Annotated in this window: 5 protein-coding genes; all 5 read left to right on the top strand. The window is 74.2% G+C overall.

Annotated elements, in window-relative coordinates:
- The first annotated feature begins 5 nt into the window (after positions 1–5).
- Positions 6–1,199, top strand: a complete 1,194-nt coding sequence (locus tag VR44_RS04760) for an NAD(P)/FAD-dependent oxidoreductase (protein WP_045946086.1) — start codon at positions 6–8, stop codon at positions 1,197–1,199.
- A gap of 53 nt (positions 1,200–1,252) precedes the next feature.
- Positions 1,253–9,046: a non-ribosomal peptide synthetase gene (locus tag VR44_RS04755; protein ID WP_045946085.1), complete on the top strand. Its 7,794-nt coding sequence runs from the start codon at positions 1,253–1,255 to the stop codon at positions 9,044–9,046.
- Positions 9,043–17,880 (top strand): non-ribosomal peptide synthetase, encoded by an 8,838-nt coding sequence (locus VR44_RS46840; RefSeq protein WP_045946084.1) that lies wholly within the window; start codon positions 9,043–9,045, stop codon positions 17,878–17,880. The genes VR44_RS04755 and VR44_RS46840 overlap by 4 nt, the downstream gene beginning before the upstream one ends.
- 11 nt (positions 17,881–17,891) lie before the next feature.
- On the top strand, positions 17,892–21,701 hold the full coding sequence (locus tag VR44_RS04745) for a non-ribosomal peptide synthetase (RefSeq protein WP_045946083.1): 3,810 nt from the start codon (positions 17,892–17,894) through the stop codon (positions 21,699–21,701).
- Between the two features lie 43 nt (positions 21,702–21,744).
- A partial coding sequence (locus tag VR44_RS04740; RefSeq protein WP_045946082.1) for a thioesterase II family protein occupies positions 21,745–22,342 on the top strand: 598 nt, incomplete at its 3' end.

Genomic DNA, 22,342 nt, shown 5'->3' with positions numbered 1-22,342 from the left:
CGACCATGGACGACTACGACGTCATCGTCATCGGGGCCCGCTGCGCGGGCGCGCCGACGGCCATGCTCTTCGCCCGGCGCGGCTACCGCGTCCTCCTCCTGGAGAAGGCCCGCTTCCCGCAGGACACCCTCTCCTCGCACTACATCCACATGCAGGGCGTGGCCCTCCTGAACCGGTGGGGACTGCTCGACCGGATCCGCGAATCGGGCGCGACGCCCATCACCCACGAGCGCTACGAGGGCCCCGGCGTCCGCATCGACGGCTTCTCCCTCCCGATGGACGGCCTGACCACCACCTACGCGCCCCGGCGCTACGTCCTCGACCCGATCCTCGCGGCCGGAGCCGTCGAGGCCGGAGTGGAGTTCCGGGAGGGCTGCGCGGTGGGCGACCTGCTGTGGGAGGAGGACCGGGTCAGCGGCGTGCGCTACACCACCCCCGGCGGCGCCGAGGCCACCGCCCGGGCCCGTCTGGTCGTCGGCGCGGACGGGATGCGCTCGCTCGTGGCCCGCAAGGCCGGCGCCCCGTACGTCATCGAGCACCCCCGGGCCACCTGCGTCTACTACAGCTACTGGTCCGGCGTGCCCTCCAGCTTCGAGCTGTACGAGCGGCCGGGGCGCTGGGTCGCCGCCGTCCCCACCAACGACGACCTCAAGCTGATCATGACGTACTTCCCGCAGGCCGACTACAACCAGGTCCGCAAGGACGTCGAGCCCGCCTACCTCGAAGCCGTCCGCAGCACCGCCCCCGACCTGTACGAGCGGATGCGCGGCGGCAGCCGCGAGGAGCAGATGTACGGCACCGGCCACCAGGAGAACTTCTTCCGCAAGGCCTACGGGCCCGGCTGGGTGCTGGTCGGCGACGCGGTCAACCACAAGGACTCCATCACCGCCCGCGGGATCACCGAGGCCTTCGTCCAGGCCCAGTCCCTCACCGACCTCATCGGGGACCGCCTGCACGAGGACGCTCCGCTCCGCTCCGCCCTGCGCCGCTACGAGAACGAGCTGGGCAACGAGGCGCACAGCCAGTACCAGGGCGCCCTCAACGTGGCCGAACTCAAGCCCGAGGGGCGCACGGACATGCTGCGCAGGCTCGTCGGCCACCAGGAGCACATCGACCGGTACTTCTCCACCCTGTCCGGGGCGATCTCGATCGACGACTTCTACAACGAAGAACTCTTGACCCTGCTCGACCAGAGCTGAGCGACGACCGACCTGCTCGACCTGCTCCCTGGTTCGCCGAATTTGGAGACACAATGATCCCGTTGTCGTTCGCGCAGCGCCGGCTGTGGTTCGTGGACCGGTTCGAAGGCCCTTCCCCGACCTACAACGGCGCGTTTGCCCTGCGGCTGACCGGTGAGCTGGACGCGGGCGCCCTCGAAGCGGCGCTCCGCGACGTCGTCGACCGGCACGAGGTCCTCCGCACGGTGATCGCCGAGGGCGACGACGGGATCCCGCACCAGCGGGTCCTGGCGTCCGGGGAGCGGCCGGTCAGCCTGCCGGCCGTCGACGTCGCACCGCGGGAGCGGGCGGCGGCCGTCGACCGGGCGGCCAAGGAGACCTTCGACCTGGCCGCCGACACCCCGATCCGCGCCACCCTCCTGCGGACCGGCCCCCGCGAGCACACCCTCGTGCTCGTCGTCCACCACATCGCCCTCGACGGGGAGTCGCTCGGACCGCTGCTGCGCGACCTCACCGAGGCGTACGCGGCCCGCAAGGAGGGAGCGGCCCCGGCGTGGGAGCCGCTCCCCGTCCAGTACGCGGACTACACGCTGTGGCAGCAGGACGTGCTCGGCGACGAGTCCGACCCCGACAGCCTGGCCGCCGGACAGCTCGCCTACTGGCGCGGGGCCCTGGACGGCATGGCGCAGCCCCTGGCCCTGCCGACGGACCGCCCGCGCCCCCAGCGCACCAGCCCCGACGGCGGCCTGGTCCGTTTCCCGATCGGGCCCGGACTGCTGGCCGCCGTGGAGGAACTGGCCGCCGAGCAGGACCTGACCGTGTCCATGGTCATGCACTCGGCGCTCGCCGTGCTCCTGCACCACCTCGGCTGCGGGGACGACATCCCCATCGGCGCACCCATCGCCGGCCGCACCGACGAGGAACTGCGCGACCTCGTCGGCTTCTTCGTCAACACCTGGGTGCTGCGCGTCGACCTCTCCGGCAACCCCACCTTCCGCGAGCTGCTGCGGCGGGTGCGCGACCGGGCGCTGGCCGCCTACGACAACCAGGACATCCCCTTCGAGCGGCTGGTGGAACTGCTCAACCCGGACCGGTCCATCGCCTACCACCCCTTCTTCCAGGTGATGCTCGCCTGGCAGGAGCCGCTGGGGGAGCTGGAGTTCCCCGGCCTCGAAGCCGAGCCGGAGACGCTGGAGACCGGCACCGCCAAGTTCGACCTGTTCTTCAACATGATCCCGGACGCCTCCGGCGGGGCGGGCGTCCGCCTGGAGTACGCCACCGACCTGTTCGACCGGGACACCGTCGAAACCCTCGCGACCCGGTTCGTGCGCGTGCTCGACGCCCTGGTGGCCGACTCGGACCGCACCGTCGGGGCCGTCGACGTGCTCGACGACACCGAACGGGACCGCCTGCTCGGCCGGTTCAACGACACCGCCACCGAGCTGCCCGCGCTGACCGTCCCGGAGCTGTTCGAGGAGCAGGCCGCGCGGACTCCCGACGCCCCGGCCCTGGTGTGCGACGGCCGGACGCTGACCTACCGGGAGCTCGACGACCGGGCCGAGGCCCTCGCGCGGGAGCTGAACCGGCGCGGGGCCGGGCCGGAGGACCTCGTGGTGCTGGCGCTGCCGCGCACCGAGGAACTCGTCGTGGGCCTGCTCGGCATCCTCAAGTCCGGCGCCGGGTACGTCCCGCTGGACCCGCAGTACCTCGCCGGACGGGCGGGGACGGTGCTCTCCGAGGCCCGCCCGCGCTTCGTCCTGACCGACACGGCGACCGCCCGCGAGCTGCCGGAGCACGAGGTCCCGGTCGTCAACGTCGACGACCGCGCCGCCTGGGAGGCCGACGGGACGGCGCCGGACGGGGCGCGGCGGCCCGCGCCGGACAACCTGGCGTACGTGATGTACACCTCCGGCTCCACCGGCAAGCCGAAGGGGGCGGCGATCACCCACCGCGGCGTCGTCAACGGCGTACGGGAACTGGTGCGCACCCTCGACGCGCCGCCCGGCTGGAAGATGCTCTCCGGCACCTCCGTCAACTTCGACGTCTCGGTCTTCGAGCTGCTGACCACCCTCTCCACCGGCGGCACCGCCGAACTGGTCGAGAACGCACTGGTCCTCGCCGAGCGGGAGAGCTGGGACGGACACGTCCTCAGCGGGGTCCCCTCGGTGCTCGGGGAACTGGTGGGCCACCTGCCCAAGGCGCCCGGCGTGCGCAGCGTCGTCCTCGCGGGCGACGTGCTCCCCGCCCGGCTGGTGCGCCAGGTGCGCGAGGCCCTGCCCGGCGCGCAGATCGTCAACTCCTACGGGCAGAGCGAGAGCTTCTACGCCACCGCGTACTCCCTCGGCGCGTCCGAGGAGTGGGCCGGGGGCGACGTCGCGCCCATCGGCACCCCGCTGGGCAACATGCGCGCGTACGTGCTGGGCCCGGGACTCGCCCCGGTGCCGCAGGGCGTGGTCGGCGAGCTGTACGTGGTCGGCACCTGCCTCGGCCGCGGCTACCACGGCCGCCCGGGGCTGACCGCCGAGCGGTTCGTGGCCAGCCCCTTCGGCACCCCGGGCGAGCGGATGTACCGCACGGGCGACCTCGCGCGCTGGGACGCGCACGGCCGGCTGGAGTGCGTCGGCCGCGGCGACGGCCAGGTGAAGGTGCGCGGCTTCCGCATCGAGACCGCCGAGGTCGAGGCGGCCCTCACCGCGCACCCCGGCATCAGCGAGGCCGTGGTCATCGCCCGTGAGGTGCCCGCCGGCGGGAAGCGGCTCGTCGCGTACGTGGTGCACACCGGTGAGGGCGCCGTCGGCGACGACGGGGCGGGCGGCATCGGCGACGTGGACGTGCAGGCCGGCGCCTCGGCCGCCGAACTGCGCAAGTTCACCGCGGCCCGGCTGCCCGACTACATGGTGCCCTCGGCCTTCGTGGCCGTCGGCCGGCTCCCGCTCGGTCCGACCGGCAAGCTGGACCGCTCGGCGCTGCCCGAACCGGAGTTCGCGGGCGGGGCCTACCGGGAGCCGCGCACCGAAGCCGAGAAGATCATCGCCGCGGCCTACGCCGACGTGCTCGGCGTCGACCGGGTCGGCATCGACGACGACTTCTTCGCCGTCGGCGGCGACAGCCTGCGCTCGATCCAGGTCGTGGCCCGGGCCCGGGCCCGGGGCCTGGAGGTCACCACGCGGGAGATCTTCGAATGCCGTACGGCGGCCCGGCTCGCCGAGGCCGCCGCCGACCGCCGCGACCGGGCACCGGTCCTCGCGGAACTGGACGGCGGCGGCGTCGGCACGCTGCCGCTGCAGCCGGTGGCGCGGCACGTGTTCGAGCACGGCGGCGGGCTGAACCGTTTCGCCATGTCGCTCGTACTGGACCTCCCGGAGGGCATCGACGAGGCCGGGCTCGCCGCCACCCTCGACGCCGTGCTCGACCGGCACGACCTCCTGCGCTCCCGGCTCGTGCGCGACGCGGACACACCCGCCCTCGTCGTGGCCCCCGAAGGCACCGTCCGGGCGGCGGACCTGATCCGGCGGGTGCCCGTCACCGGCGGCTGGGACGACCCCGCGGCGCTGGAGGCGGCGAAGGCCGAACTGGACGCCGCGGCCGGCCGGCTCGACCCGGCGGCCGGGACCATGGCGGACCTCGTCTGGTTCACCCCGGACTCCGGCCCGGGCCGGCTCCTCCTGGTCCTGCACCACCTCGTGGTCGACGGGGTCTCCTGGCGCATCCTCGTGTCGGACCTCGCCGAGGCCTGGCAGCAGGTCCGCTCCGGCCGGACGCCCGCACTGCCCGCCGTCGGCACCTCCGCCCGCCGCTGGGCGGCGGCCCTGGAGTCCGAGGCGATCACCCCGGAGCGGGAGGAGGAGCTCGACCACTGGCGCGACGTACTGGAGTCCGCCAACCTCCCGCTGGGCGAGCGGGCGTTCGACCCGGCCGTGGACACCATGGCCACCCTCGACACCGTACGGGTGCAGCTGCCCGCGGAGGTCACCGAGGCGGTCCTGACCCGCCTCCCCGCCGCGTTCCGGGCCACCGGCACCGACGTGCTGCTCGCCGCCCTCGCCCTCGCCGTGAACCGCTGGCGCGGCGACGCGCGCTCCACCCTGGTCCGGCTGGAGGGCCACGGCCGCGAGGAGGACGCCGTCCCCGGCGCCGACCTCTCGCGCACCGTCGGCTGGTTCACCAGCATGTACCCGGCGCAGGTCGACGTGGCCGGCGTGGACCTGGCCGAGGTGCTGGCCGGCGGCCCCGCGGCCGGCACGGCCGTCAAGCGGGTCAAGGAGCAGCTGCGCGCGGTCCCCGGCAAGGGCCTCGGCTTCGGGCTGCTGCGCTGGCTGAACCCGGAGACCGCGGACCGGCTGGAGGAGTACCCCGCCCCGCAGATCGGCTTCAACTACCTCGGCCGGATCTCCGGCTCCGACGTGCCCGAGCACCTGCGCGGCCAGGGCTGGGCCCCGTCCGACTGGTCCTCCGAGCTGATCCCGATGCCCGACCCGGACCTGCCCGTGCTGTCCGCGCTCGAGGTCAACTCGGTCGTCACCGACACCGACGAGGGCGCCCGGCTCCAGACCGTCTTCATGTTCCCCACCGGCGTGCTGTCCCGCGAGCGCACCGCCGAACTCGCCGACCTGTGGGTGGAGGTGCTGCACGGCTTCGCCGCCCACGCGGCCCGCCCCGACACCGGCGGCCTCACCCCCTCCGACGCCCCCCTGGTCACCGTGGAGCAGCGCGAGATCGAGGAGTGGGAGGAGCGCTACGGCCGCCTCGTCCAGGTCTGGCCGCAGGCCCCCGGCCAGTCCGGCATCCAGTTCCAGGCGGCCCTCGCCGACGGCACCTTCGACGTCTACCACATGCAGTTCGTGCTGCACCTGTCCGGACCCGTGGACCCCGCCCGGATGCGGGCGGCCGGACAGGCGCTCCTCGACCGCTACCCCAACCTGCGCTCCGCGTTCCTCGCCGCCGCCGGAGGGGACCCCGTCCAGGTCGTCGCCGAACACGTCGACGTGCCCTGGCGCCACCTCGACCTGACCGGGCGCACCGCGGCCGAGCAGGACGCGGCCCTCGACCGGGCCCTCGCCGACGACCGGGCCGACCAGCTCGACCCCACCCGGCCGCCGCTCTTCCGTCTGGCCCTGCTCACCTGCGGGCCCGAGCGGTCCAAGCTCATCGTGACCGCGCACCACACCCTGTTCGACGGCTGGTCCTCGCCCCTGGTCATCAAGGACCTCGTCCGGCTGTACGCCGGAGACGAGGAACTCCCCGCCGTCCGCGGCTACGGCGACTACCTGGCCTGGCTGTCCCGGCAGGACCGGGAGGCCTCGGCCGCCCGCTGGAAGGAGGAGCTCGACGGCTTCGAGCAGCCCACCCTCGTGGCCGGCGACCGCACCGCCGAGGGCGAGGCCACCGCCCTCGGCCGCGTCGAGGTCCCGTTCTCCATCGACCAGGGCCGGGAACTCGCCCGCCGCGCCGCCGAACTCGGAGTCACCCTCAACACCCTCCTCCAGGGCGCGTGGGCCGTGCTGCTCTCGAAGCTCACCGGGCAGCACGACGTGGTGTTCGGCGCGGCCGTCAACGGCCGCCCCGCGGACCTGGCCGGCTCGGACGAGATGGTCGGCCTGTTCATCAACACCCTCCCGACCCGGGTGCGCTGCCGGCCCGGCGACACCCTGGCGCAGGTCGTCACCGGCCTCCAGGACCGGCAGATCTCCCTCCTCGACCACCACTACTACGGCCTCGCCGACATCCAGCGCGGCGTCGGCCTGCCCTCGCTGTTCGACACGATCGTCGTCTTCGAGAACTACCCCATCGACCGCGAGGGCATCGTCGAGGCCAACGAGTCGGCGGGCTTCACCATCGACGCCATCCGCCCCTTCGCCGGCTCGCACTACCCCCTCACCCTCAACTCCTCCGACCCCTACCTGCGCCTCTCCCTCGACTACCAGACCACCCTCTTCGAACGGGAGGCGGCCGAGGCCGTCGCCGCCCGGCTCGTCCGGGTCCTGGAGCGGTTCCTCGAAGACCCGAAGACCCCCGTCGGCTCCGTCGAGGTGCTGTCGGCGGACGAACGGCACCTGCTGACCGAACGGGTCAACGACACCGCGCACCCCGTGGCGCCCGACACCCTGCCCGGCGCCTTCGAGGCCCAGGTGCGGCGCACGCCCGACCGGACGGCGCTGATCGGCGAGCACGAGACCCTGACCTACGCCGAGTTCAACCGCCGCGCCAACCGGCTCGCGCACTGGCTCGTCGAGCAGGGCGCGGGACCCGAGCGGCTCGTCGCCGTCAAGGTGCCCCGCTCCGTGGACCTCATGGTGGCCATCTACGCCGTGGTGAAGGCCGGCGCCGCCTACGTGCCCGTCGACACCGAACTCCCCGAGGACCGGGTACGGCTCGTCCTGGAGAGCGCGCGGCCGCTGCTCGTCCTCGACGCCGACCTCCCCGACGTCTCCGGCCACCCGGACACCGACCCGGTACGCGCGCTCTCCCCGGACCACGCCGCGTACGTCATCTTCACCTCCGGCTCCACCGGCCGCCCCAAGGGCGTCCAGGTCGCCCACCGGGCCATCATGAACCGCCTCAAGTGGGGCCTGTCCCACTTCGACGTCACCCCCGAGGACCGCGTCCTGCTCAGCACCACCGCGAGCTTCGACGTCTCGGTGCCCGAGATCTTCGCCCCGCTCCAGACCGGCGCGGCCGTGGTCATCGCCCGCCCAGACGGGCGCCGCGACCCGGCGTACCTCGCCGAACTGATCCGGCGCGAAGGCGTCACCGGCGCCGACTTCGTGCCCTCCCTGCTGGAGGCCTTCGCGGCCGAGCCCGCCGCCAAGGACTGCGAGAGCCTGCGCTGGATCGAGGTCGCCGGCGAGGCCTTCCCGCCCGCCCTGGCCAACAAGGTCGCCGGCCTCCTGCCCGGCCTCGGCGTCCACAACCTCTACGGGCCCACCGAGGCCTCCGTCGAGGTCACCGCGTACCGGCACGTACCCGGCGCGGACCGGGTACCGATCGGCGCGCCGGTGTGGAACACCCGGGTGTACGTGCTCGACGCGGCGCTGCGCCCGGTCGCCCCCGGCGTCCCCGGCGAGCTGTACCTGGCCGGCACCGGACTCGCCCGCGGCTACCTCGGCCAGACCGCCCTCACCGCGGACCGGTTCGTCGCCTGCCCGTTCGGCGAGTCCGGCGGCCGGATGTACCGCACCGGCGACGTCGTGCGCTGGAACGCCGACGGCCAGGTCGAGTACATCGGCCGCTCCGACTTCCAGGTCAAGCTCCGCGGCTTCCGCATCGAACTCGGCGAGATCGAGCAGGTGATCGCCGCCCACCCCGACGTGGAGAACGCCGTCGCCCTGGTCCGCGAGGACCGCCCCGGCGACCAGCGCCTGGTCGTCTACGCCGTCCCGGCGGCCGGCCGGACCCCGGAGCGGCTCGACCCGGCGGCCCTGACCGACCTGGCCCGCGAGCACCTCCCCGAGTACATGGTCCCCTCGGTCGTCGTCCCGCTCGCCGCACTCCCCTCCACCCCCAGCGGCAAGCTCGACCGCAAGGCACTGCCCGCGCCCGACCTCCCCGCCCGGGCCGAGCCCGGACGCGGGCCGCGCAACCCCACCGAGGAAGTCCTCTGCCGGCTCTTCGCCGAGCTGCTGGGCGTGGAGGAGGTCGGCATCGACGTCGACTTCTTCGACCACGGCGGGCACTCGCTGCTGGCCACCCGGCTCACCGGCCGCATCCGCAACGCCCTCGACGTCGACGTGAAGGTCACGACCGTCTTCCGCAACCCGACCGTCGCCCGCCTGGCGGAGCAGATCGCGGAACTCTCCGGGCCGACCTCGAACCGCCCCCAGCTGCGCCCCCGGCTGGGCCAGATGACCGTATCGGAGCAGGCCCGATGATCCCCCTGTCCTTCGCGCAACGCCGGATGTGGTTCCTCCACCGCCTGGAGGGCCCGTCCGCGACCTACAACATCCCGTTCGTGCTCCGCCTGGACGGGCCGCTGGACACGGCCGCCCTGGCCGCCGCGGTGCGCGACGTCGTCACCCGGCACGAGAGCCTGCGCACCCTCATCGCCGAGGACGCGGACGGGACGCCCGAGCAGCGGATCCTCCCGCCCGAGGAGGCGGACCCCCGGCTGCGGGTGACCGACGTGGCCGCGGACGCGGTGGACGGGGCGCTGCGCGACGCCGTCGCCGAGGCCTTCGACCTGGACACCGAGCTGCCCCTGCGGGCGACCGTCTTCCGGATCGCCCCGCAGGAGCACGTCCTGGCGTTCGTCTTCCACCACATCGCGGCGGACGGCGCCTCGATGGGACCGTTCCTGCGCGACCTCATGGAGGCCTACGCGGCCCGCCACGCCGGGAAGGGGCCGGACTGGGAGCCGCTCCCCGTCCAGTACAAGGACTACACGCTGTGGCAGCAGCAGCTGCTGGGCGACGAGGCCGACCCGCAGAGCATCGCCGCGGCGCAGCTGGAGCACTGGCGCCGCGAACTGGCCGACGTGCCGCAGCCGGTGAACCTGCCGCTGGACCGGCCCCGCCCGGCGGTGGCCAGCCACCGCGGCGGACACGTCTCCTTCGAGCTGGAACCCGAACTCGTCACCCGCCTCGGGAAACTGGCCGCCGAGCACGGGGCCACCGCCCCCATGGCCGCCCAGGCCGCCCTCGCCGTCCTGCTGCAGAAGCTGGGCGGCGGCGAGGACGTCACGATCGGCAGCCCCATCGAGGGGCGCACCGAGGAAGCCCTCGGCGACCTGATCGGGTTCTTCGTCAACACCTGGGTGCTGCGCGCCGACCTGTCGGGGAACCCGACCTTCGCCGGCCTGCTGGAACAGGCCCGGGACAAGGCCCTCGCCGCGTACGACAACCAGGACGTCCCCTTCGAACGGCTGGTGGAACTGATCGGCCTGGACCGCTCCACCTCCTACCAGCCGCTGTTCCAGGTGATGCTGGCCTGGCAGTTCGTCTGGCCGGAGATCGAGATGCCCGGCCTGCGGGTCACCCCGGTCGCCCTCGGCACCGACACCGCCAAGTTCGACCTGTTCTTCAACATCGTCCCGGACGCCACCGGCCGCGCCCACGGCCGCCTGGAGTACGCGGCGGAGCTCTTCGACCACAGCACGGCCGTCGCCGTCGTCGACCGGTTCGTCCGCATCCTGCGGCAGGCCGTCGCCGACCCCGCCCTGCGCCTCGCCGACCTCGACGTCCTCGACGCGCAGGAGCGCGCCTGGCTGCTGGACACCGCCAACGACACCGCCGGGCCCACCCTGGAGCCCGGACTGGTCGAGGCCGTGGCCCGGCAGGCCCGCGAGGCCCCCGACGCCCTCGCCGTCATCGCCGAGGACGAGTCGCTGACCTACGCCGAACTCGACGCGCGGGCCGGCCGGCTGGCGCACTGGCTGACCGGACGCGGGGTGGGCCCCGAATCCCTGGTCGCCGTCCGCCTGCCCCGCTCGGCCGGACTCGTGGTCGCCCTGCTGGCCGTCCTCAGGGCCGGCGCGGCCTACGTCCCCATCGACCCGGACCACCCCGAATCCCGGATCGACTACATCCTCGCCGACTCCCGCCCGGCCCTCGTCCTCGACGCCGCGACGCTGGCCGGGGCCCAGGACGCCGCCGGCCACCCCGGCCCCGTACCCGCCCCCCGCGTCTCGGCCGGCAACACCGCGTACGTCATCTACACCTCGGGCTCCACCGGCAAGCCCAAGGGAGTCAGCGTCCCGCGCGGCGCGCTGGACAATTTCCTGGCCACCATGGGCCGCACGGTCCCGCTGTCACCCGCCGACCGGTGGCTCGCCGTCACCACGGTCTCCTTCGACATCGCGGCACTGGAGCTGTACCTCCCGCTGGTCCACGGCGCGGCCGTCGTCCTCGCGGGCAAGGACACCCTTTCCGACCCGTCCGAGGTCGCGGCCGTACTCCGCCGCCACGAGGTCACCGTGGCCCAGGCGACCCCGGCGTTCTGGCAGATGCTGCTCCAGCACGAGCCGGACGCCGCGAAGGGCCTGCGCCTCCTGACCGGCGGCGAGGCCCTCCCCGCCCGGCTGGCTGAGACCCTGGCCGCCACCGCCGCCGAGGTGTTCAACGTCTACGGCCCCACCGAGACCACCATCTGGTCCACCCTGGCGCCCGTCGAGGCCGGCCGGGGCGTGGCCATCGGCGCGCCGATCGGCAACACGCAGGTGTACGTGCTGGACGCCCGGCTCGACCCGGTCCCGCGCGGGGTCCAGGGCGAGCTGTACATCGCCGGCGACGGCCTGGCCCGCGGCTACCAGGGCCGCCCCGGGCTGACCTCCGAACGGTTCACGGCCTGCCCCTTCGGCCCCGCCGGCGCCCGCATGTACCGCACCGGAGACCTGGTGCGCTGGTCCGCCGACGGCCGACTGGAGTACGTCGGGCGGACCGACTTCCAGGTGAAGGTCCGCGGCTTCCGCATCGAGCTCGGCGAGATCGAGAACGTGCTGGCCGGGCACCCCGGCGTGGCCCAGGCCGTCGTCGTGGTCCGCGAGGACCGGGAGGACGACAAGCGCCTCGTCGGCTACGTGGTCCCCGACCCCGAAGGCGCCGCGGCCGACGCCGAAGACCAGGTCGACGAATGGCGCCAGGTCTACGACGAGACCTACGCCGGCTCCGCCGAGGAGGCGCTCGGCGAGGACTTCGAACTGTGGACCTCCTCCTACGACGGCGAGCCCATCCCGCGCGAACAGATGCGGGAATGGCAGGACGCGGCCGTCGCACAGGTGCTGCGGTACGCGCCCCGCCGGGTGCTGGAGATCGGCGTCGGCTCCGGACTGCTGCTCGCGAAGATCGTCGGCGAGGTCGAGGAGTACTGGGGCACCGACATCTCCGCCACCGTCGTCGACCGCGTCCGCCGGCAGGCCGCACAGGCCGGGCACGGCGACCGGGTCCGGCTGAGCGCCCAGCCCGCGGACGACGTCTCCGGGCTGCCCCGGGGCACGTTCGACACGATCGTCCTCAACTCGGTGGTGCAGTACTTCCCGAGCGCCGGCTACCTCGACCGGGTGCTGAGCGAGGCCGTGGACCTGCTCGCGCCCGGCGGCCGGATCATCGTCGGCGACGTCCGCAACGCCGCGACCCTGCGGATCCTGCTCACCGCGACCCAGCGCGCGGCCCACCCGTACGCGGCGCCCGAGGAACTGCGCAGCCTGGTCGAGAAGGCCCTGTTCGCGGAACGGGAACTGGTCGTCGCCCCCGAATGGTTCACCGAATGGGCGCAGGGCCGCCCCGTCGGCGTCGACATCCGGCTCAAGGCGGCGGACGCGCACAACGAGCTGACCCGGCACCGCTACGAGGTCGTCCTGCACAAGGAGCCCGCCGACGCGCTCGACCTGGCCGGGATACCGGCCGTGCCCTGGCAGGGGCAGCGCTCCGACCTCGCCGAACTGGCCCTGGCGGTCGACCGGACGGGCCCCGTCCGGGTGACCGGGATCCCCAACGCGCGCCTCGCCGAGGAGTCCGCCGCCGCCGTCACGGCGGGCGTCCTCGACCCGGCGCCCGCGCCGGCCGCCGAGCCCGCCGACCCGGAGGAACTGCGCCGCGCGGTCCGCGAGCACGGCCGGGACGCGGTGGTCACCTGGTCCGGTGCGGACGCCCGCCGCTTCGACCTGGTCCTGCTGCCCGCCCCGCTGCCCGGCACCCGGATCGTCACGGGCGCCTTCGCCGCCGCCCCCGGCGGCGCGGGCGGGCGGATCCGGGCGAACGACCCCTCGCTCGCCACGTCGGTCGGCCCGCTGATGGCCCGGCTCCCCGAATACCTGCGCGGACGCCTCCCCGACTACATGGTGCCCACCGCGATCGTGCCGCTCTCGCGGATCCCGCTCACCCCGAACGGGAAGCTGAACCGGCGGGCACTTCCCGTACCGGACTACGCGCAGGTCTCCACCGGCCGGGCGCCGCGCAACGCGCGCGAGGAGACCCTCTGCGCGCTCTTCGCCGAAGTCCTCGGCCTGGAACGGGTCGGCATCGACGACGACTACTTCGCCCTCGGCGGGGACAGCATCCGCTCCATCCAGGTCGTCGCCCGGGCCAAGGCCCGCGGCACGGTGATCACCGTTCGCGAGATCTTCGAACACCGCACCGTCGCCCGGCTCGTGGAACTGGTGGACGCACGGGAGGAGGAGGGCCCCGCCCTGCCCGAACTGCCCGGCGGCGGCACCGGCCGGGCCCCGCTGCCCCCGCAGGCCCACCGGCTCCTCGCCCACGGCGGCCCCCTCGGCCGGCCGTGGACCTCCACGGTGCTCACCCTGCCCGAGGGCGTCACCCACGAGGAACTCGCCGCCGCGGTACAGGCCGTCCTCGACCGGCACGACGTGCTGCGCGCCCGGCTCGACCGGGCCGAACCGGGCCTGGTCATCGAGGAGCCCGGCAGCCTGGACGCGCGCGCACTGCTGCGGGAGGCCAACGGCGCGAACACCGGCGGAGACACCGGCGGAGACACCGGCGAGGACGCCGTCCGCGCCGCACTCGAAGCCGCCGCCGCCCGCCTCGACCCCGACGCGGGCGTCATGGCGCAGTTCGTCCGGCTCACCGCCGCGCCGGGCGGCGACCGGCTGCTGGTCGTCGCGCACCGGCTGGCCGTGGACCCGGAGTCCTGGCGGATCCTCGTCGCGGACCTGGTCCGCGCCTGGCAGCAGGTGCGCGAGGGCCGCACCCCGGCCCTGCCCCGCACGGGCACCTCCTACCGCAGGTGGGCCCACGCCCTGGCCGAGACGGCGGCCGCCCCGTCCCCGCAGCCGGCCCCCTACGGGAAGGAACCCCTCTTCGGAGCCCCCGGGACCGACCCGGTGCACGGCCCCGCCACCGCCGGCACGGTCCGGGTGCGGGTACCGGCCGAGGTCACGGCGGTGCTGCTGGACCGGCTGCCCGCCCAGTTCCGCACCGGCGCCGAGACCGGCCCGGTCACCGCCCTCGCCCTGGCCCTGGCCCGGTGGCGCGAGGCGCGCGGTCTGCCGGCGGCGCCCGCGCCGGTCCGGCTGGAGGGGCAGGACCGGGCCGCACACCTGGTGCCCGGCGCCGACCTGTCCCGCACGGTCGGATGGCTCACCCCCGAGTTCCCCGCCCTGCTGGACCTGGCCGGCCTCGACCTCGCGGACGCCTTCGCCGGCGGCCCGGCCGCCGGCCGGGCCCTCAAGGCCGTCAAGGAACAGGTGCGGGCGGCGGCCGGCCACGCCGCCGGCCCGCACGCCCCCGACGCCCCCGCCGCACCGCGCATCGGGTTCGCCTACCTCGCCCGGACCCCCGGCGCGGAGCTGCTGCCCGAGGACCTCCGCGGCCTGGGCTGGGCCGTGGACCCCGCCCACCGGGACCCGGGCGCCGCGGCGGACGCGGACCTGGCGCGGCCGCAGGCCCTGGAGATCGAGGCCGCGGCCGTCCCCGGCGCCGGAGGCGAGGAACTGACCGCCGCCTTCGCCTTCCCCGCCGGGGTCCTCTCCCGCGACGAGGTGACCGAACTGGCCCTGCTCTGGGTCCGGGCGCTGACCGCCCTGGCCCGGCACGCCGCCACCCCCGGCGCCGGCGGGCTGACCCCCTCCGACGCACCCCTGGCCGGCGTGACACAGGAGGAGATCGACACCTGGGAGGCCCGGTACGGACGGCTCACCGGGATCTGGCCGGCCACCCCGACCCAGTCCGGGATGCTGTTCCACACGCAGCTCGCCGGCACCTCCTTCGACCCCTACCACAACCAGCTGGTGTTCCACCTCTCCGGCGAGGTCGACCCGGACCGCATGCGCCGGGCCGGACAGGCCCTGCTGGAACGCCACCCCGGCCTGCGCGCCGCCTACGCGGCCCGGGCCGACGGCGACCTCGTCCAGGTCGTCCCGGCCGACGGGGTGACCCTGCCCTGGCAGCACCTCGACCTGACCGGGGCCGACGGGGCGGCACGGACCGAGGAGTTCGAGCGCTTCCTCACCGAGGACCGGGCCGCCCACTTCGACCTGGACACCCCGCCCCTGTTCCGGCTCTCCCTCGTCGTGACGGAACCCGGCCGCGCCGAACTCGTGATGACCTCCCACCACGTCCTGTTCGACGGCTGGTCCACCCCCCTGCTCATGCGGGACCTGCTGCTGCTCTACGGCGCCCGCGGCGACGGCGCGGCCCTGCCCCCGGCCCCCGGCTTCGACGCCTTCCTGTCCTGGCGCGCCCGGCAGGACACCGAGGAGTCCCTCCGGGCGTGGACGGCCGAGCTCGACGGGGCCGAGGAGCCGACCCTGCTCGCCCCCGGCTCCGAGGGCATCGGCGACCAGGGCGTCGCACAGCTCGACGTGGACCTCCCGGCCGCGGAGGCGCGCGCCCTCGCGGCCCGCGCCGCCGAGCTGGGCGTCACCGTCAACACCCTGGTCCAGGGCGCCTGGGCGCTGCTCCTCGGCCGGCTCACCGGCCGCCGGGACGTGGTGTTCGGCGCCACCGTCTCCGGACGCCCGCCCGCCGTGACCGACGTGGACGCCATGGTCGGGATGTTCATCAACACCCTTCCCGTACGCGTGGCGTACGCGCCCGGCGACACCCTCGCCGAGATCCTCACCCGGCTCCAGGACCGCCAGGCCGCCCTGCTGGAACACCACCACCTCGGGCTCACCGAGATCCAGCAGGCCCTCGGCCGGCAGTCCCTCTTCGACACGCTGTTCGTCTTCGAGTCCTACCCCGTCGACCGGGAGGGCCTGGCCGCCGCGAGCGCCGCCGCCGACGGGATCGCCTTCACCGGGCTGCGCCCGGCCACCGCCACCAACTACCCCCTGGCCCTGATGGCGGCCGTCGACGGACACCTGCAGCTGATCTTCCAGTACGCGCCGGGAGTCTTCGCCCGGGACGCGGTGGAGGTGATCGCGGCCCGCCTCGTGCGCGTCCTGCGGCAGCTGGCGGCCGACCCCGGGCTGCCGGCCGGCCGGCTGGAGGTCCTGGACCCCGCCGAACGCGAACGGCTGCTCACCGGCCTCAACGACACGGCCGTCCCCGCCCCGGACACCACCGTCCCCGGCCTGGTCGAGGCGCAGGCCGCCCGGACCCCGGACGAGACCGCCCTGGTCACCGAGGGCGAGACCCTCACCTACCGCGAGCTCGACACCCGCGCCGACGCCCTGGCCCGGGTCCTGACCGCCCGAGGGGTGGGCCCGGAATCGCTGGTCGCGCTGGCGCTTCCCCGGTCGGCGGAGCTGGTCGTCGCCCTGCTCGCGATCCTCAAGGCGGGCGGCGCCTACCTGCCGGCCGACCCCCGCTACCCCAGCCACCGCCTGGCGGCCATCCTCGCCGAGGCCCGGCCGCACCTGGTCCTGACGGACTCCGCGACGGCCGCGGCGCTGCCGCCGCACGAGGCCCCGGACCTCCTCCTCGACCGGCTCGGCCAGGCCGGGGACGAAGGCGCCGCCCCGGCGCCCCGGGTCCACCCGGACCAGCTGGCGTACGTGATGTACACCTCCGGCTCCTCCGGAAAGCCCAAGGGCGTCGCCATCACCCACGCCAACATCGTGGGCGGCGTGCGCCAACTCGCCCCCGTCGTGGGCATGCAGCCCGGCAAGCGGCTCCTCGCGGGCACCTCCGTCAACTTCGACGTCTCGGTGTTCGAGATCTTCACCACCCTCGCCGCAGGCGGAGTCGTCGAACTGGTCCGGGACGTCCTGGTGCTGGGCGAGCGGACGGACGGCTGGAGCGGCGCGGTCGTCTCCACCGTCCCCTCCGCCTTCGCCGAGATCCTCGACGCCATCGCCGGCCGCACCGAGGTGGAGACGGTCGTCTTCGCCGGCGAGGCCCTGCCCTCCGCACTGGCCGAGAAGGTCCGCGGCGCCTTCCCCGGCGTACGGGTCGTCAACGCCTACGGGCAGAGCGAGTCGTTCTACGCCACCGCCTTCACCGTCCCCGCCCAGGCCGCCGGCCGCTCCGGCAGCGCCCCCGTCGGCACCCCCCTCGGGGGCATGCGCGCCTACGTCCTGGGCCCCGACCTGGCACCGGTACCCCAGGGCGTGACCGGCGAACTGTACGTCGGCGGCAGCCTGGGCCGCGGCTACCAGGGCCGCGCCGACCTGACGGCCGACCGCTTCGTGGCCGACCCGTTCGGCCCGCCCGGCGCCCGCATGTACCGCACCGGCGACCTGGCCCGCTGGAACGACGCGGACCAGCTGGAGTACGCGGGCCGCGGCGACGCCCAGGTCAAGGTGCGCGGCTTCCGCGTCGAGCCCGGCGAGGTCGAGGCGGCGCTCACCGCGCACCCCGCCGTCGCCCAGGCCGCCGTCATCGCCCGGCCCGGCCCCGGCGGCGCACAGCAGCTCGTCGCGTACGCCGTCCCGGCGGACGGCCTGACCGCCGAGGAACTGCGCCGGTCCACCGCCGAACGGCTGCCCGAGTTCATGGTGCCGTCCGCCTTCGTGCTCCTGGACCGGCTGCCGCTGATGCCCAACGGCAAGCTGGACCGGGCCGCACTCCCCGAGCCGGAGTTCACCGGCGCCCCCTACCGCGCGCCCCGCAACGCCCGCGAGGAGGCCCTGGCCGCGCTGTTCGCCGAGGTGCTCGGTCTGGAACGGGTCGGCATCGACGACGGCTTCTTCGAGCTCGGCGGGCACTCCCTGCTCGCCACCCGGCTGATCAGCCGCGCCCGTGCCGAGCTGGGGCTGGAGATACCCATCCGCAAGATCTTCGACCTGCCGACCGTGGCCGCGCTCGCACCGTGGCTGGCGGAATCGGCCACCGCGCGCCGCCCCGGCCTGCGCCGGATGTTCGTATGAGGAGTGAAGCAATGATCCCGCTGTCCTTCGTGCAACGACGCACATGGTTCCTGCACCAGCTGGAGGGTGCGGAGACCTGGAACATCTCCTCGGCGTTCCGGCTGACCGGACGGCTGGACCAGGAGGCCCTCCTCGCGGCCCTCGGCGACCTGGTCGACCGGCACGAGATCCTGCGCACCGTCTACCGGACGGACGAGGACGGAGAGCCGTACCAGGTGATCCTCCCGCTGGAGGAGGCGCTGGCGCAGGTGTCGGTGCCGGTGACCGACGTGCCGCCCGAGGGCGTGTCCGCCGCCGTCGACGAGACCGTCGCGCACTGGTTCGACCTGGAGACGGAGATCCCCCTGCGGGCCCGCCTGCTGCGCTCCGGACCCGAGGAGCACGTCCTGGTCCTCGTCATCCACCACATCGCCTCCGACGGCAGCTCCGGCGCCCCCCTGGCCCGGGACCTGGCCGCGGCCTACAACGCGCGCCGGGCCGGCCGGGCGCCCGGCTGGGAGCCGCTGCCCGTCCAGTACAAGGACTTCACCATGTGGCAGCGCGAGGTCCTCGGCGACCTCGCCGACCCCGAGAGCCTGGGCGCGCAGCAGGTCGCCTACTGGCGCCGCGAACTGGAGGGCGTGCCGCAGCCCCTCGACCTCCCCCTGGACCGCCCCCGCTCCGTCGAGGGCGGCACGGACGGCGACGCCGTCCCCATCCCCGTGGCCGCCGAGGTCATGGCCGGACTCCAGAAGCTCGCCGACGGACGCGGACTCACCATGTCGATGGTGATGCAGGCCGCCCTCGGCGTCCTGCTCGGCAAGCTCGGCGGCGGCGAGGACATCCCCGTCGGCACCCCCATCGCCGGCCGCACCGACGAGGCGCTGAACGACCTCATCGGCTGCTTCGTCAACAACCTGGTCATCCGCATGGACCTCTCCGGCGACCCCACCTTCGCCGCCCTCCTCGCCCAGGTCCGCGACAAGGCGCTGGCCGCCTACGAGAACCAGGACGTCCCCTTCGAGGTGCTGGTCGAACAGCTCAACCCCGACCGCTCCGCCGCCTACCGGCCGTTCTTCCAGGTGATGTGCGGCTGGCAGAACACCGAGAAGTGGTCCCTCGAACTCGACGGCCTCGACGTCGAGTACCGCCAGGCCCTCCTCGCGACCACCCAGGTCGACGTGTTCTTCAGCATGACCACCGACGAGACCGGTGCCCTGCGCGGCGACATCTCCTACGCCACCCACCTCTTCGACCGGGACACCGTCGAGGACATGGCCGCCCGCTACGCCCGCGTCCTGCGGCAGCTCGCCGCCGACCCGCAGATGCGGATCAGCGAGGTCGACGTCCTGGTCGAGGGCGAACGGGAACTGCTGCTGACCGAGGTCAACGACACCGCCGAACCCACCCTCGACGGCGGCCTGGCCGAGGCCCTGCGCCGGCAGGCCGAGGCCGCCCCCGACGCCCCCGCCCTGATCGCCGAGGAGGAGACCCTCACCTACCGCGAGCTCGAGGCCCGCTCCAACCGGCTGGCGCACTGGCTCGTCGGCCGCGGGGTGCGCGCCGAGTCGCTGGTCGCCGTCCTCCTGCCCCGGACGGCGAACCTGCCGGTGGCCCTGCTCGCCGTGCTCAAGGCCGGCGGCGCCTACATCCCCGTCGACCCCGACCACCCGCGCTCCCGCATCGACTTCGTCCTCGACCAGGCCAGGCCGGCCCTCGTCCTCGACGCCGACACCCTGGCCGCCGCCGACTGGGAGCACTGCCCGGACACCCCGCCCGAGGTGAGCGTCCACCCCGACAACACCCAGTACGTCATCTACACCTCGGGCTCCACGGGCACCCCCAAGGGCGTCACCATCCCGCGCGGCGCGGTCGCCAACTTCCTGGCCGCGGCCCGGCGCCGGTTCCCCATGACCGCCGCCGACCGGATGCTGTTCAGCACGACCGTCTCCTTCGACATGGCCAACACCGAGCTGTACCTGCCGTTCGTCTGCGGCGCCACCATGGTCCTGGCGAAGAAGGAGACCGTCACCGACCCGTCGGCCATGACGGCCCTGCTGCGCCGCCACGCGGTCACCGTCGTCCAGGCCACCCCCGGCTTCTGGCAGATGCTGCTCGCCCACGAACCGGACGCCGCCCGCGGCCTGCGCATCATCACCGGCGCCGAGGCCGTCCCCGTCCGCCTCGCCGAGACCCTCGCCGAACAGGCCGCCGAGGCCGGCAACTGGTACGGCCCCTCCGAGACCACCACCTGGTCCACCACCGCCCCCCTCAAGGCGGGCGCGGGCGTCTCCATCGGCACCCCGATCGGCAACACCCAGGTGTACGTGCTCGACGCCCGGCTGCGCCCCGTCCCGCGCGGGGTCCAGGGCGAGCTGTACATCGCCGGAGACGGACTCGCGCGCGGCTACCAGGACCGTCCGGACCTGACCGCGGAACGCTTCGTGCCCTGCCCGTTCGGTCCCGCCGGCGCCCGCATGTACCGCACCGGCGACCTGGTGCGGTGGAACAAGACGGGCGCCCTGGAGTACCTGGCCCGCACCGACCACCAGGTGAAGGTCCGCGGCTTCCGCATCGAACTCGGCGAGATCGAGCACGTCCTCGCCGGACACCCCGCCGTCTCGCGGGCGGCGGTCGTGGTCCGCGAGAACCGGCAGGGGGACAGGAGCATCGTCGGCTACGTGGTCCCCGCCGCGGACGCCGCCGATCCGGACGCGCTCCTCCCCGAGCTGACCGAGCACCTGCGCGGACGCCTCCCCGACTACATGGTGCCCTCCGCGCTGATCCCCCTCGCCGAGATCCCGCTGACCCCCAACGGCAAGCTCGACCGGCAGGCCCTGCCCGCGGAGCACACCACCGCCCCGGCCGGCGGGGCGCCGCGCAACTCCCACGAGGAGAGGCTGGCCGCCGTCTTCCGCGAGCTGCTCGACCGGGAGCACGTCGGCGTCGACGACGACTTCTTCGCCCTCGGCGGCCACTCCCTGCTGGCCACCCGGCTCAGCGTCCGCATCCGCAAGGACTTCGACGTCGAGCTCCCGCTGAGGACGATCATCAAGTTCCCCACGGTGGCCGAGCTCGCCGCCCTGCTGCTCGCCGGAGCCGTTCCCGACGAGGTCGCCGACCCGTTCGGCGTCGTCCTGCCGCTGAACAGCGACCCGGGCACGGGCAAGAAGCCCCTGTGGTTCTTCCACGGCGGAGGCGGCCTGGGCTGGGCCTACTTCAGCTTCGTCACGCACGTGCAGGGCCGCCAGGCCTACGCCCTGCAGTCCCGCGGCGCCGACGGCCGGGCCCCGCTCGTGGAGTCCATCGACGAGATGGTCGACCACTTCATCGAGGAGATGCTGGCGATCCAGCCCGAGGGCCCCTTCAACCTGGTCGGCTGGTCCTACGGCGGCACCCTCGTCCAGGCCGTCGCCGCCGGCCTCGACCGGCGCGGCCACGAGATCGCCCTCACGGCCGTCCTGGACTCCCAGCCGGGCGGCCAGGGCTGGTCCGACATCCACCGCAACAAGACGGTGGAGGACTACCGCGACGAGCTCGAGGACTTCTTCGGCCAGTACATCGGCACCGGGAACCAGCAGGAGTTCCTGGACAACATGTCGAAGGTCCTCGCCAACAACACCAACCTGATGATGGATTGGGAATCCCCCGTCTACAACGGCGACATCGTCTTCTTCCACGCCACGCTCAAGGACGAGATGTACGCCCACCTCTGGCGCCCCTACGTCCTGGGCACCATCGAGGAGCACGACGTGGCGGCCACCCACCACGAGATGAACCTCCCCGGACCCGTGTCCGAGGTCTTCGAGGTACTGAACCGCAAGCTGGCGGACCTGGCGTGACGAGCCGGCCGAACCAAGGAACCGATGATCGGAGCTGGTCGCGATGACGCAGACCACACTGCTGTGCGTGCCGTTCGCGGGAGCGGGACCCTCCTTCTTCCACCCCTGGCGGGAACTGGCCGCCGGGCGCTGGCGCGTCACCTCGGTGGAGCTGCCGGGCCGGGAGCGGCGGATCCTGGAGGAGCCGTACCGCAACGTCCAGGAAGCCGCCAAGGGCGTGATCGACGAGGTCGTCGCCGACCTCGGCGAAGGGGCGCGGACCGTCCTGTTCGGGCACAGCCTGGGCGCCGTCCTCGCCTACGAGCTGGCCCACCTGCTGGCCGAGCGCGGCGTGCGGGTCGAGCGGCTGGTCGTCAGCGGCTCGCCCGGCCCGTGGACCCAGCGCGAGCGGCGCGCGGCGGGGCTCCCGGACGAGGAGTTCCTCGCCAGGGTCGAGGAGTTCGCGGGGTTCCGGCACGAGGCCCTGGACCACCCGGAGATGCGCGAGCTGATCCTCCCCGTCCTGCAGGCCGACTGCGAGATGCACGAGAGCTACGTACCGAGTACCGACGTCCCGCTGGCCGTGCCGATCTGCTCCCTGCGCGGCGCCGACGACGGCCTGGTCACCGCCGAGGAGGCCCGCCAGTGGCAGGGGGGGGGGG

The sequence above is a fragment of the Streptomyces katrae genome (genome assembly GCF_000966975.1).
GTDB classification, from domain to species: domain Bacteria; phylum Actinomycetota; class Actinomycetes; order Streptomycetales; family Streptomycetaceae; genus Streptomyces; species Streptomyces katrae.
This window is presented reverse-complemented; position numbering and strand designations above follow the sequence as displayed.

Coding starts and splice junctions, on each gene's coding strand:
- VR44_RS04760 (WP_045946086.1), top strand. CDS start 6: ATGGACGACTACGACGTCATCGTCATCGGGGCCCGCTGCGCGGGCGCG.
- VR44_RS04755 (WP_045946085.1), top strand. CDS start 1,253: ATGATCCCGTTGTCGTTCGCGCAGCGCCGGCTGTGGTTCGTGGACCGG.
- VR44_RS46840 (WP_045946084.1), top strand. CDS start 9,043: ATGATCCCCCTGTCCTTCGCGCAACGCCGGATGTGGTTCCTCCACCGC.
- VR44_RS04745 (WP_045946083.1), top strand. CDS start 17,892: ATGATCCCGCTGTCCTTCGTGCAACGACGCACATGGTTCCTGCACCAG.